Annotated in this window: 13 protein-coding genes; 10 read left to right on the plus strand and 3 right to left on the minus strand. The window is 61.9% G+C overall.

From position 1 onward, the window contains the following. The 4 genes from ABJF10_RS21615 to ABJF10_RS21630 all read left to right on the plus strand — a co-directional run. Positions 1-384: response regulator transcription factor (locus tag ABJF10_RS21615; protein ID WP_348546685.1), on the plus strand; the 384-nt coding region annotated here is incomplete at its 5' end. Between the two features lie 180 nt (positions 385-564). After that, complete coding sequence (locus tag ABJF10_RS21620) at positions 565-1041, plus strand: response regulator (protein ID WP_348546686.1); 477 nt, start codon at positions 565-567, stop codon at positions 1039-1041. A 9-nt stretch (positions 1042-1050) separates the two neighbouring features. Then, entirely contained in the window at positions 1051-1236 is a 186-nt protein-coding gene (locus tag ABJF10_RS21625; protein ID WP_348546687.1) for a hypothetical protein, read from the plus strand. Beyond that, positions 1233-1556, plus strand: coding sequence for a hypothetical protein (locus ABJF10_RS21630; RefSeq protein ID WP_348546688.1), 324 nt, complete (start codon positions 1233-1235; stop codon positions 1554-1556). The genes ABJF10_RS21625 and ABJF10_RS21630 overlap by 4 nt, the downstream gene beginning before the upstream one ends. Here the strand turns inward: ABJF10_RS21630 and ABJF10_RS21635 are convergent. Further along, positions 1548-2033 (minus strand): PH domain-containing protein, encoded by a 486-nt coding sequence (locus ABJF10_RS21635; protein ID WP_348546689.1) that lies wholly within the window; start codon positions 2031-2033, stop codon positions 1548-1550. The genes ABJF10_RS21630 and ABJF10_RS21635 overlap by 9 nt on opposite strands. Positions 2034-2731: 698 nt before the next feature. Between ABJF10_RS21635 and ABJF10_RS21640 the strand changes: the two genes are divergently transcribed. After that, positions 2732-6049, plus strand: coding sequence for a translocation/assembly module TamB domain-containing protein (locus ABJF10_RS21640; protein ID WP_348546690.1), 3318 nt, complete (start codon positions 2732-2734; stop codon positions 6047-6049). Continuing rightward, positions 6046-7194: a site-2 protease family protein gene (locus ABJF10_RS21645; RefSeq protein ID WP_348546691.1), complete on the plus strand. Its 1149-nt coding sequence runs from the start codon at positions 6046-6048 to the stop codon at positions 7192-7194. The genes ABJF10_RS21640 and ABJF10_RS21645 overlap by 4 nt, the downstream gene beginning before the upstream one ends. Before the next feature lie 179 nt (positions 7195-7373). Here the strand turns inward: ABJF10_RS21645 and ABJF10_RS21650 are convergent, their stop codons facing one another. Further along, entirely contained in the window at positions 7374-8366 is a 993-nt protein-coding gene (locus tag ABJF10_RS21650) for a 5'-3' exonuclease H3TH domain-containing protein (protein WP_348546692.1), read from the minus strand. 213 nt (positions 8367-8579) lie between these two features. Further along, positions 8580-9191, minus strand: coding sequence for a transcriptional repressor LexA (gene lexA / locus ABJF10_RS21655; protein WP_348546693.1), 612 nt, complete (start codon positions 9189-9191; stop codon positions 8580-8582). 111 nt (positions 9192-9302) lie between these two features. Here lexA and ABJF10_RS21660 point away from each other — a divergent pair, with 111 nt between their 5' ends. From ABJF10_RS21660 to ABJF10_RS21675, 4 genes are all read left to right on the plus strand, one after another. After that, positions 9303-10058 (plus strand): nucleotidyltransferase family protein, encoded by a 756-nt coding sequence (locus ABJF10_RS21660; RefSeq protein ID WP_348546694.1) that lies wholly within the window; start codon positions 9303-9305, stop codon positions 10056-10058. Positions 10059-10434: 376 nt separating this feature from the next. Beyond that, positions 10435-11037: a YfiR family protein gene (locus ABJF10_RS21665; protein WP_348546695.1), complete on the plus strand. Its 603-nt coding sequence runs from the start codon at positions 10435-10437 to the stop codon at positions 11035-11037. A gap of 8 nt (positions 11038-11045) precedes the next feature. Continuing rightward, positions 11046-12656, plus strand: a complete 1611-nt coding sequence (locus ABJF10_RS21670; RefSeq protein WP_348546696.1) for an ATP-binding protein — start codon at positions 11046-11048, stop codon at positions 12654-12656. Then, positions 12653-13895, plus strand: a 1243-nt coding sequence (locus ABJF10_RS21675) for a PAS domain S-box protein (RefSeq protein ID WP_348546697.1), incomplete at its 3' end; no start/stop codon positions are given. The genes ABJF10_RS21670 and ABJF10_RS21675, both read left to right, overlap by 4 nt.

The following is a 13895-nucleotide window of genomic DNA, read 5'->3' on the forward strand; positions in this document are numbered from 1 at the left end:
ATGCTCTACGCCGAGCGCGCTCTGCACGCCGGCGCCAAGGGCTACCTCAGCAAGGACAGCCCTGGTCCCGTCATGCTCGGGGCCATCCGCCGCGTGCTGGAAGGCGGCATCTACGTAAGCGAACGTCTCGCCGCCCGGGTGCTGGATTCTTTCGCCACCGCCCGGCCGCGTGGCTCCAGTTCGCCCTTGGAAAAGCTCAGCGATCGGGAGTTCGAGGTCTTCCGGCTTTTCGGCGAAGGCCGCACCGCCAAGGAAATCGCCGCGCAACTCAATCTCAGTCCCAAGACCGTCTCGGTGCACCGCGACCACATCAAGGAGAAGATGGATTTTGCCACCAGCGCCGAGATGATCCGGCAGGCGGTCCGCTGGGTGGAGACGCAGTAGCCGGGCTCAGAGACTGTGAAGTAACTGCCGCCATCCTCGCGGTGTCATCCTGCCGCCATAGCGCCACAACCGCATAGGCGGAGCGCCTATTCACGACCGGCTTCGCGCCCCATATCCACCGCGGCGGGATGTGGGATTGGTGATTCGCCCATCATCAATCCATTCCCATTACCACTTCCTATGCATCACCCCGCTTCCAGACCTGATTTCCCCATCGACGAACCGCCGCGCGCCCGGTTGCTCGTCGTCGATGATGAACAATTGCTCCGCGAACTCTACGGCCGCGTCCTGAGCCTGGAGGGATACGAAGTAGAAACCGCCGCGGATGGCGTGGAAGGCCTGGAGTGGCTCGCCGCGCAACCTTTCGATCTGGTCATTGTCGACCGTCACATGCCACGGCTCGACGGCGCGACCCTATTGCTGGCCCTGCGCTCGGCGGGCAGCGACCTACCGGTGATCATGATTTCCGGCTCCCTCGCCTTTACGCCCCTCCCCGCTGGCGTCACCCGGGAACTTTCCGCCGCTCTCAACAAGCCGGCGCGCCGGGCCGAAGTGATCTCCGCCGTTGCCGCCGCACTTTCTCCGGCGGCGTCCCGCCTCATGCCGAAGCGGGAAAGCCTCGACGATTTCCGCCGGGTGCACTTGGCCGCTGCTTGATCCCCGGCCATGAAACACGATTTGAATCGCCGTCGCCGGGGCGGCGCCCTGCTCCCGGCAGCCGTCATCGCCGTCTTTCTCCGTCTGGAGACGTGCGGGCATCGCGCCGCCTCCAAACAAGCCCGGCTGCGCGCGCAACCGGAACGCTTTTTCGCCACCATTCGCAGCGACCTTCTCCCTTCTTACTATCTATGAACGCTCTTTTGACCATGGAACGCGTCGCGCCGTCGCCCGCCGCTCCCCGGAACAGCGTGCCGCGCTATCGGGCTCTTCCGCCCATCTTCTATATCGTCCTCATCCAGGCCGAACTCCGCCGCCGCCGCCGAGGAATCACCGAGGAAACTTTTGCCGCCCAACTGTCCCGGCTGGCCAGTGAAGAATTGGAGCCGCGTAGTCTCGAATTGCTGGTGCGCCGCCTTCCTTGCGGAACCACCCGATTCATCGTGAAAGCGATGTCCACGGGGTCGGTGTGCGACATGATCGACTGTCCGCCTGACGGCAAGCCGTTAAGTTGAAGCGATGGCCACTGCCTGCAAAGACCGCACTAGATCCCGCACCTTTGTCGCCCCTGGCGTATTCCAGAAGATCACATCCGCGTCATCGCTCGCCGCGGTGGAAAACTCCAGGCGGCCGATGCCCACCAAGCCCGAGAGGCCGGTGGTTGTCAGATTGATGCTGCGAATGTCTTGAATGCGCAGTTCGTTCGAGCGTTTGGAGACGATCCCGAATTCCACGCTCACCCGGCGGTTCGTAACCGTGTAGGTGCGCCGGCTCCGATCGAGGCGGATCCAGACGATGAGCACAAGCGCCAGCAGCGCCAGAACACCGCACACAATCCACGACATCGTTGGGTCGCTGATCAACCGCAGGAAGACGTTGGCCACGAGCGCGGCGATGAACACCACCACGAGCAACCATTTCCCCGCGTAATGCCAATGCGACACCGAGCCCTTCCACAGCACCTCCTCCGCATCGGTCAATGGAGCACTCATACGGCAAAAGCGGCGAAAATTCGGGTCATGGGCTGGGAGACAATCAAAGGTTCGGCACGGATTCGGCCAGCAGTGGCAGCATGGCTGTTTCAATCGATACCGGTCGGGATGTCGCGCCTGCGGCGTCCCATGATTTTCCCGGTTTGACAGAAAGCGCGAAATAGTGTTCACGTGTGCATACGTTAGGAAATGGCAGGCGCGGACCCCGATTGGCCGGGGGGAGGAGCAGGCGGCGGGCAATTGCAGGACTACGACACCTTCGGACAACGGCATATGGCAGACCCATCTTCACTCCTCACGCACTTCAGAATATCGCGAGCGTCTTGCTTACTCGAAGGGTCCGTGTTGCCGGCGAAATCCAGTCTAGTCGGGCCTGATCGTGCCCAATCGTGCCTCCAATTTTATCCGCTCGCCCGGAGACTCCAGGCGCAACGACCCACGCGGGCAGCCAAAAATGAAGCCGAATCAAGCCTTCTCAAGGTAAATCAAGTCTACTCAAGCCTTGAATAATCTCTCCTCCCGTTGCGCTGTCCGACGCGAAAGCGTCGCCTTCATTTTCATTCCCGGCGAAAGGCAAGCGCAACGGCCGATCACCATACGAATAAACCCGGACATTAATCCGAATGCTTTCCTGTGAAAAACGTCTCACGATGGCCGCTTCCCTTTTTGTCCGAGCACGTTAGAATTCGAGGCTTGCCTTGAGCCAGTCCACTTCCCTGTCATCACCACCCAATTCCGAAGCCGCCTCGCTGGAGCGTAGGCGGGCGCGCCGCCGTTTTCGCCCGCTCCGCCTGGCTTTCCTCTTCTTTGTCGTCTGCGGCGTCGCCCTGTTCGTGCCCGATTGCTTTCGCTTTCTCGCCCGGCTGATCATTACCGGCGAAGCCTGGCGCGCCGGCGTGTCCGCGCATATTGGCGCGGTCGAAGGCAGCGTGCTCGAGCCCATCACGCTGCGCGACACGGTCTGGATTTATGAGAGCGATACCGGTCCCATCACGCGGGTCGAGATCCAGTCGGCCAAGGCGGAGTTCGACTGGCGCAATCTCCTCCCCCACTCCACCGGCCACGTCTTCCAGCGGCTCACCCTGCGCGGCGTGAATGGCAAGATCCAGCTCCCGCTGAGCGGCACCAGCACGGCGACAACCCGGCGCAATTTCCTCCGCTGGCGCCTGCCCCGCCCAACCGGGGCGTGGATGCCCTCGCCTGATCGCATCGAGGCGCAGGACGTGGATTTCATCTTCCAGAGCAATCACGACTACGTGCGCCTGGCCGATGCGAATTTCACGCTCAGCGGCCTCGAAGCCGGCGTGATCCGTGCCGGGCAGATCGTCCTCAAGCAACCGTGGATCAACCGCACCTTTCGCGATGTGCGCGGCACCACCGCCTTCCAGGATACCACGGTCGAAATCGCCAACCTGGCCCTCGATTCGGATGTGAATGTGCGCAGCTTTTCCGCCGAGCTCGACGATCTCGCCCGCGGGCGCCTGAACCTCGAAATGCAGATCGCCGCCTTCGGGGGAAACATCCGCGTGGCCGCGCAGGCCTTGAGCGAAGAGCGCCCGCTCATCTTCGAAGCCACCGGCACGTTTTCGCAGATCGGGGTGGCCAACCTGGCCGCATTTCTCGGCTACAACGACGCCGCCGGCGGCACGATCAAGGAGGGCAAGTTCACCTTCCGCGGTCCGCCGCAGCAGATCTCCAAGGCCACCGCGTCGCTTCGCTTCGAGGCCACGAATTTTCAATGGGACTCGCGCCAATGGGATTCGCTCGTGCTTGGCGCCACGCTCATGAACGGGCGCGTGCAGGTGCCCGAGCTGGCGCTGGCCCAGGGCCACAACCGCTTGAATCTCACCGGCGAAATGCCGCTGCCGGAACCCGGCATGGCTTGGTGGCAGACGGAATTTGAACTCAACATCGCGGCCAAGATCGACAACCTCACCGAGCTCTCCGCGCTGATGCTCCCCGATTTCCAATACGCCGCCGGCAAGGTGAACATCGATGGTTCGATCCGCGGCAAGGACCAGCAATTTCACGGGCAATTGATCGTCTCCGGCACTGACTTGAAGTGGCACAACGCGCCGATCGAGGAACTGCACGCGGGCGTGAAACTGAACGGCAACGAATTCCAAATCACCAACGTCTCGCTCTTCAACAACGGCGATTACCTGCGCGGTCACGGCGTGGTGAACATCATCGGAGACAAACAATACTGGGGCGAATTCCACGCCTCGATCGAGGACCTGGCGAAGTACGCGGCCCTCCTCCAAAAGCCCATCGTGCCCGAACCACTGGCTGGTGGCGCGGTGATCGACTGGAGCGGCGAAGGCTCCGCCAAGGGCCACAGCGGGCAATTCTCCGCGCGGCTGCGCAAGCTGCGTTCGCTCGGCGCCACCGCCGCGCTGCTCCATCCGATCAATGCGGACTTCGAGGGCTCGTATGCGCCCGGCATGATGTTGTTCAGCCGCTTCCTGGTCTCCGACGACGACTCCTCCTTCACCGCCAATGTTGGCATTGGCAACAAGGCGCTGAGCCTGCAAGGCATCCGCCTCTATAACAAACAGGCGCTCTGGCTGGAAGGCGACGCCTTCCTGCCGCTCGACGTCTGGAACGCGTGGCCGAACACCTCGCTGGCTACGCTGCTCGATAACCAGACCGTGAGCAAAGTGAACCTCACCGCTTACAATCTCGAGTTGCGCGACGCCTCGCTGCTCACCGGCTGGAAATTTCCGATCCAGGGCATCGTCCGCGGCAACCTCACCGCCGACGGACCGCTCGGCGCGCTCAAGACGAGTGGCAAGTTTACGCTCAGCAAAGCCCAGATCCCCATCGGCTGGAGCGGCGACCTGCTCACCGTGGTGGAAGCCGAGGGCGCGCTCGATGGCCAGGCTCTGCAAGTCGTAAAGTTCACCGGCCGCCATCCCACCGGCGACTTTGCCGTCACGGGCCAGGTGGATTTCACGAATTTTCGCGACCCCGCGCTGAAGCTGGAAGTCGCGACCGAGAAATCGGCGCTGGAGTTCTGGAGCAAGAGCGCGGCTGCAGCCTCGGTCGTGGCGTCCGGAAAATTGCAAGTTACTGGTCCAGTGAGCGGCGCGACTGTTTCCGGAGATGCGCAGATCTCGTGGCTGGCGATGAATTCCGCCGTGGAGCCCGCCACGTACTCGCTGCTCAACGGAAATGGCGGAACGACCCTTCCGCCGATCTTCACTCTCGGCGAGAAACCTTGGAACGATTGGAAGTTCGACGTCGCGCTCCACTCGGCTTCCACGGGGGTGGGATTCAGACCGCCTACCCGGCACACCTTCTTTGCGAATCTGGCAGCCGACACCGATTTGCATCTGCGCGGATCAGGTGGTGCTCCGGAGTTCATCGGTAGCGTGGCGTTCCATCAAGCCAATGGCTCAGGATTTCAGATTAACTCGAGGTCTGAGAGCAGCCTCGTACAGCTGGAAAATGCGAGTTTCGTATTTCGCGAAGGATACACGCAGGATCCTTCGATCGATGTGAAGTTCAGTGGCTCCGCTCTCGAAAAGGACTTCTCCGTCTACGCCACCGGGACGCTGCAACACCCCATGCATTTCTTCGTGTTCGAGCCACCGCTGACGGAGAAGATCATCCTCGCGGCACTGGCTGGTGGCCACTCATCCAATGGATGGGAGGACGCGCATCTGGGCCTGCGCGTTCCCGCGGAGTTTTACGAAGGAGTGGACGTGGTCGACTGGACAAACATCCCGACCCCACCTCCAGCCCCACCCGGACCACCGGCGGCTCCCGCTCCAGCCGCTCCCCCAGCAACATCGCCTTCACCCGCACCACCAGCCGCGACCGCGCCAGCAGTCACGCCCCTTCCGCCTGCAACACCGGCTGCTGCCCCGGCGACACCCGCCTCACCCACACCACCGTCCGCAGCCGCTCCCGCACAGGTTCCGCCCGCGACGCCTGCCGCTCCTCCAGCGACACCGGCTTCACCTGCCCAACCCGCCGCGGCAGCGGCACCAGCGCCGCCCCCCAATAAATGAGCAACGGAGACGCGCCCGGCCGACGCACGGGATTGTTCATCGGCCGCTACTTTGGCATCGCCTTTTACCTCGATGCCTCGTGGTTCCTCATCGCCGGGTTTGTGACCTACGAACTCGCTTTCGTCATGTTTCCAAATGAGGTGCCCGGCCATTCGCCGGCGGTTTATCTTTTGCTGGGCGTCACGGCAGCCTTGCTCTTTTTTCTCAGCATCCTGTTGCACGAGCTGGGCCATAGCCTCGTCAGTCAGCGTTGTGGCATTCGCGTTCCGCGAATCACGCTGCTCTTTATCGGTGGCCTGGCCGAAATTTCGCGCGAACCGGATGACGCCAAAACGGAACTCAAGATCGCCTTGGGCGGTCCCGTCGTCAGTGTGATCCTCAGCGCCGCTTTCTACGTGCTGCATCTGGGGTCTACGGCTTTGCATTGGATACCTATCGCCCACGTTTGCGGCTGGCTGGCGTGGACAAATCTCGCGCTTGCCATCTTCAATATGTTTCCCGGCTACCCGCTCGACGGCGGGCGCGTGCTGCGCGCTCTGATATGGGCGAAAACCGGACGCCTCCGCCGCGCAACATATATCACTTCGCGGATCGGCATCGGCTTTAGTTGGTTCCTCATTGTGGCCGGCGTCGCCATGCTCGTGAAACAATATTGGGGCGGGCTCAGCTTTCTACTCATCGGCTTCTTCCTCAAGAGCGCGGCGGAGAGCGGCTACGCCAACGCCATCCAACGGGAGATTCTCGGCGGAGTGCGTGTGCGGGACTTGATGACGGCCAACCCCGCGACCATCCCGGACTCCCTGCCCCTCAACCTCGCGGTCGAGGATTACTTCCTCAGCGGTCATCACGTTGCCTATCCCGTCTGTGCGCCCGATGGAGAATTCCGCGGCCTGCTCCGGCTGGATTTCCTCAAGGAAGTCCCGAAGGAAAAATGGCCCTACGTATCCGCCGGCGACGTCGTCGCGGAGAAGAGTGCCGAGACGCTGCGCATCGGGGTGAATGAGTCCGCCGCCCGCGCCATGCGGCTCCTGCTGGCACCGGAATTGAGCCGCCTGGCCGTCATCGAGAACGACCGCCTCGTCGGCATCGTCACGCGTCACGACATCCTCCATTTCATCGAGATCCACACGGAACTCGAGGATTGAGAAAGCGCTCTATCTCGTTGTCATCCTGAGCGAAGTCGAAAGCCGAGTCTGCGAGACGCCTATGGAACTGCGGGGCAAATCCGGTCGCTCTACCAACGACATCGCTGGTTATTCGACGGGGTTCTTCGACTCCGTTACACTCCGCTCAGAATGACACCGAGGGGGATGCCGTCACCTTACTAAAACAGCTCACCCTGCGAGTGAGATGCCGCCGAAGGAGGTGCCGGAAGTGCCGCAGATGCGACGGTTGCAACGGTTACAGGTGGTGTGGCCGGCGCAGTGATTACGCCCGCAGCCCCCGCTTCTGCTTTCACCTCCGCCAGCAACGATTTGAATTCACACTTCTCCAATTCAGCAACCAGCTCCGGCCACCGCGGATGAATCCCCAACGCATCCAGCGGCTGCGGCAGCGGAAGATCCAGGTCGAGACGGACCATTTCGCGGTTCTGCTCGATCTGCGCCCGCGCCGCCTTGAGCTTTTCCCGCACCCGCTCGTTCTTGACCGCATCGAGATCGGCGAGCAGCGCGTCGAGCGAACCGTGCGCGTTCAGCAGCGTGGCCGCGCCCTTCGGTCCGATCCCATCGACGCCCGGAATGTTATCGACGTTGTCGCCGATCAGCGCGAGCACGTCGCCGATCTGCCCCGGCTCCACGTTCCACTTTTTGCGCACGGACTCGTTGCCCAGCAACGCGAAAGTGTCGGAGGGGGCGGCGAGATCGGTCTTGTTGGTCGAGTAGACCTTCACGTTCCCGTTCACGAGTTGGAAGAGGTCCTTGTCGTTGGTCGCCAGCACCACGTCGTCGCCGCGAGCACGGGCGGCCACGGCATAGGAGGCCATAAGGTCATCCGCCTCGGTGTCCGGCAGCCACAGACTCGCGAAGCCGAGCATCGGCACGAGGTTCTGGATGAAGGTCAACTGCGGGCGCATGAGCTCGGGCATCTCCGCGCGCTGCTCTTTGTAGGCTGGTTGCAAGGCCACCCGTCGTTGCGGCATGCCCATGTCCCAGACGACCGCGGCGAGGTCCGGCGCGAGGTCCTTCACCATGCGGCGCACGGTCTTGACGAAGCCGTAGATGGCATTGGTCGGCTCGCCGCGCGAATTGCTCAGCTCGCGAATCGCGAAGAAGGATCGATAAACGTAGTAGTGACCGTCAATGAGGAGGAGCTTCACAGGCGTGGAGAAAACGACGCGCAGCTTGGCGCACACCCTCCGCCCGGCTCAACCTCCAACTTCGCGGTCCTCCTCAAATGGCAGCCGGAGCTGGGTCGCCGGATCCCGCCGTTTGCTCTGCCGATCCCGCACCTGCCGCCGATACGCCCAGAGGAACCACGCGACGACGAGACTGAATTCCACCGCCAGCGCAATCACGGGAGCCTCTCCGATTCAGTTGCGGTACTTGCGGATGAGCGCCACCAGCACACCCTGCACGCTCAATTCGCCCAGCGGCACGAGATCGGGAAAGTTCGGATTCTCCGCATGGAGATAATAGCGACCGCGTTGCTGCACGAGACGCTTGAGCGTCGACTCACCGTCGATCAACGCAGCAACGATCGAGCCCGCCTTGGGTTCGCTATTGTCGAGAATGGCCAGGTCGCCGTCATTGATCCCGGCGCCGATCATGGAATCGCCGCGCACCTTGAGGGCAAAAACCCGCTTGCTTCGGCCCAGACCCAACGTCGTCGCATCGATGGAAATGGTATCTTCCTCCTGCTGCTCGGTCACCTCGGCAAAGCCCGCCGCAATGCTGCCGTAAACCGGCACATCGACGATGCGCTCGCGGCGCAATTGCGAGACCACCGCCACCGCCCGCGCTTTGCCCGGCTGCCGGTGAATCATCCCCTTCTTCTCCAACGCTCGAAGATGGTTGACCGCCGCCGTCTGGCTGGCAAAACCGAAATGCTCCTGGATCTCTCGCGTCGAGGGCATCACCCCCGCGGTGGCCTGCATGTGCGAGATGTAGTCGAGGACTTCCTGTTGGCGTTGGGTCAGATTCATGTTCTGGCGAACACTACGCCTGTGGTTCGATCAGGGCAAGGCCCGATTTACGACTTTTCGCCGAATCACTCTCGACACAAGGCGCAGCTTTGAGGCATCACCCCCCGCGTCATGAATATTCTCATCCTCGCTGCCGGCTACGCCACGCGCCTTTATCCCCTGACGCAGAATAAAGCCAAACCGCTCCTCGAAGTGGCGGGCAAGCCGATGATGGAATGGGTCATCGACAATCTCGCGCCGATCAAGGGCATCGAGAAAGTCTATGTGGTCACCAATAGCAAATTTGCCGCGGATTTTCAGGCCTGGGCCGACCATTACAACCAGACGCACGCCAAGCTGGCCTTCGAGATCATCAACGACGGCTCCACGAGTGACGCGGACAAGCTCGGCGCGATCGGGGACATCAATCTCGTGGTCAGCCGCGCGGGGCTGGCCAGCAGCGATCTCATCGTCGTGGCCGGGGACAACCTGTTCAACCAGAGCCTCGAGAATTTCGGCACCTTCTGCCAGGCGAAGCAGCAGCCTGTGCTCGGCCTTTACGATGTGGGCGATCTGACCGAAGCGAAGAAGTACGGGGTCGTAGCCGTGAATGCGAACGGGGAGATCAGCAGCTTCGAGGAGAAACCAGCCGCACCCAAGAGCACGCTGATCGGGATCGCGCTGTATTACTACCCAGCCAAGGTCGTTTCCGAATTCGTCACCTACCTCGCCGCCGGCAACAATCCGGACCAACCGGGCCGCTTCGTGCAGTGGCTCTACCAGCGGATCCCGGTTCAGACGTGGACGGTACCCGGCACGTGGTTCGACGTGGGGAGCAAAGAGACCTTGGAAGAGGCGAACCGGATCTTTGCGCAGTTTACGAGTTAAACGGTTCCAGCGAAGCGAGAATCGGTAGGACGATCCCGCGTAACGCCTGGGCGGGTATTCAATAGGCTGCGCCACCGGTCGGCTGGTCGGCGAGCTTCCAGCCTACAGGGCTTGAAGGGAATCCCCTCAAGACTGCACGTACTCTCATCGTGCCTACAGAGAACCACGTAGTCGGGATCGATCCCACCTCCCCCGCCTTCCTCATTTTCGTGTCATCTTTAAGAGAATTACCTCGGAGGCATGTGTGATGCTCCAAAGGGTATCCGTATTTACACCCAATGCCTTCAGTCCCGTCTCTCCACTCGACCAATTGCCTCGCCTCTCTACGTATTCGAAGCTTAAATTGTGACTGATGTTCCAATGCCGCGCTCCCAGTTTGCTCTTACGCTGTGCGCTGCGCCACGGATTGTGCGTCGCCGGGTTGATCCTGGCGGCGGCCACCGCCTTGGCCCAGGGCCCGGCCGAGGTGCGGGAGTATCAGAAAAAGGCCGAGTTCATCAACAGCTTCACGCGATTTGTCGATTGGCCGGCGCGAAAATTTGCCCAGCCGGACTCGCCGTTCGTCATCGGGGTTTACGGGACGGACAACATCAGCTCCCTACTCCAAGAGTCGATTCAAGACCGTCAGATCAAGGGGCGTCCCGCAATCATCAAACATCTGCTCAACAAGGAGGAACTCCGCGCCTGCCATGTCCTCTTCATCAGCCGCTCGGAACGCGACCGTCTGGGGCCGATCCTAGGCGAGGTGCGGCGGGAAAATGTGCTGACCGTCGGCGAGTGCGATGGCTTTCTCGGCAAGGGCGGGATCATCAACTTTGTCACCGTCGGGGGGCAGGTGCGTTTTCAGATCAGCACCGATGCCGCGGCTCGCGAAAAGTTCACCGTCAGCTCGAAGCTGCTCCAGCTTGCCATCCCCCTGTCTCAGAACATCAGTGTGGTCGCTCCCAACGCCATCAAGCTCAGCGACGGTCAGCGCTGATCCCCCAGATGAGAACGCGCCTCCGGAGCTTCCCCATCCAGCGCAAGCTGCGCTTGGTCATCCTCGCGACCTGCACGGCAGCGCTTTGTGTGGCCTCCTCGGCTTTGTTCGCCCTCCAATTCTACTTTTTCCAGCGCGACTTTCGGCGTGATCTCGTCGCCGTCGGTGAAATCGTGGCCACCAACAGTACCGCCGTGCTCAAGTTTGCCGATGACCAGGCGGCGCGCGAGAACCTCGCCTCGCTCAAGGCCAAGCCACACATCACCGGCTCCGCCCTCGTGCTCAAGGATGGCACGGTGCTGGCCAGCGTGGGCCGCGTGACTATCCCCGGCGCCGGCGAGGCGAATCCGCCCCTAGGCTTTCATAATCAGGGCGACGACATCGTCTACGTCCAGCCGATCCTGCTCGATGGCGAGCGCCTTGGCACCTTGATCCTGCACGCCGATTACAGCCGGCAGGCCAACAAGCTGCACCGGCTCTACGCGAGTATCCTCGTTGCCGTGCTGTCCATTTCGTTCCTGGTGGCCGTCTTCGTCTCCTGGAAACTCGAGCGCGTCATCCTCGATCCCATTCAGAATCTTGCGGAAACTGCCCGCCACATCATGGCGAATCACGATTACTCTGTACGCGCCACGAAAGTCGTGGATGACGAGGTCGGGACGTTCACCGACTCTTTCAACAGCATGCTCGACCAAATCCAGACGCGCGACACGGCACTCCTCCACGAGATCGCCGAGCGCAAACGTGCGGAAGAGGAGTTGCAGCGCGCGCAGAGCCAGCTCATCGACGCCTCGCGTCAGGCCGGCATGGCAGAGGTGGCCACCGGCGTCCTGCACAACGTGGGCAATGTGCTCAACAGCGTGAACGTCTCCGCCACCCTCATTGCCGAGCGTCTGGGTCAGTCACGCACCGCCAATCTCGCCCGCGCGGCCGCCATGCTCCGCGACAAGAACGGGCAACTGGCCGATTTTCTGGCCAACGACCCCAAGGGCCAGTTGCTCCCCGCCTATCTCGCCGATCTCTCGCAGCACCTGGAAAATGAGCGCCTGGAAGCGCGGGCGGAAATTGATCTACTGACGCGCAATATCGAGCACATCAAGGACATCGTCGCCATGCAGCAGACCTACGCCCGCGTCTCGGGTCTCTCCGAGGTGCTGCCGGTGGAGTCGCTCATCGAGGACGCCCTCCAGTTGAACATGGACAGCTTTACGCGCCACCGCATTACCGTGGTGCGCGAATACGACACGGTTCCTCCCGTGTCGGTCGACAAGCACAAGGCCCTGCAAATCCTCGTCAATCTCCTGCGCAACTCGAAGCACGCCATGGATGATTCCGAGCCCCACGAGAAACGGCTCACCCTGAAAATCCGCCAACAAAACGATAACGCCGTGGCCATCATCGTCACCGACACCGGTGTCGGGATCGCAGCGGAGAATCTCACGCGCATCTTTTCGCACGGCTTCACCACTCGCAAGGACGGTCACGGCTTCGGCCTGCACAGCGCGGCGCTCGCCGCCCAGCAAATGGGCGGACGCCTGCTGGCCAGCAGCGACGGTCCCGGCCGCGGCGCCACCTTCACTTTCGAGCTGCCCCTCGCGGCTCCTGCTTCCGCTTCATGAATCTCCCCTTGAATAATCGCATCCTGCTCGTGGACGACAATCCCGCGATCCATGAGGATTTTCGCAAGATCCTGCTCGGCCCGGCGAAAGCCAAGACCGAACTCGACGCGATGGAATCCGTGCTCTTCGACAAGCCGCACGTCCCGGTGAATGTCACGACGTTCGAGCTCGAGTCCGCCTACCAAGGCAAGGAAGCCCTGGAGAAAGTGACGAAGGCCATCAAGGACGGGAAACCCTACGCCCTGGCCTTTATCGATGTGCGCATGCCCCCGGGATGGGATGGGGTGGAGACCATCGAGCATCTCTGGCAGGTCGATCCGGCGTTGCAGGTCGTCGTTTGCACCGCCTACTCCGATTATTCGTGGGAGAAGATGACGGTGCGGCTGGGCGTCAACGACAACCTCGTGATCCTGAAAAAGCCGTTCGACAACATCGAGGTGCTGCAACTGGCCCACGCTCTCACCAAGAAATGGCACGTCACCGAGCAGGCGCAATTCCGGCTCGAATCGCTGGATAAGATGGTGCAGGAACGCACTCGCGCGCTGGAGGACAGTTATGCGGAACTGCGGCGTTCCGAAGAGCGTTTCGCCAAGGCGTTCCGGGCCAGCCCGATTCCTTTCGTCATTCAAACGCCACGGGAGAATCGCTTCATCGACGTCAACGACGCCTTCCTCGAGATGACCGGCTACACGCGCGAGGAATTGATCGGTCACACGCCCCTCGAGCTGCGCTTCTGCCTCGATTACAACGCGAGCTCCTCGACCGATGACAAAGCGCTGCGCCACGTCGAGGCGCAGGTCAGCACCAAGTCGGGCGAATTGCGCAACACGCTCGTTTCCCTCGAGCGCATCATCATCGCCGGCGAGCCTCACCTGCTGCTGATGGTGCTCGATATCTCCGAGCGCCTGAACCTCGAGGCGCAGCTTCGCCAGGCGCAGAAGATGGAAGCCATCGGGCAGTTGGCGGCCGGCGTCGCGCACGATTTCAACAATCTCCTGACGATCATCCAGGGGCACGCCAGCCTCCAACTCACCTTGCCGGGTCATAACGAAGACTCGATCGACTCTCTCCAGCAGATCGCGCTCGCCTCGGAGCGCGCCGCCGACCTCACCCGCCAGTTGCTCGCCTTCAGCCGCCGGCAGGTCATGCGTCCCCGCGTGCTGTCGCTCAATACGCTCATCCGCGACCTCACGACCATGCTGCGCCGCCTCATCGGCGAGCAAGTCGAGCTGTCTTGCG

The organism is Chthoniobacter sp. (genome assembly GCF_040003245.1).
Taxonomy (GTDB): Bacteria; Verrucomicrobiota; Verrucomicrobiia; order Chthoniobacterales; family Chthoniobacteraceae; genus Chthoniobacter.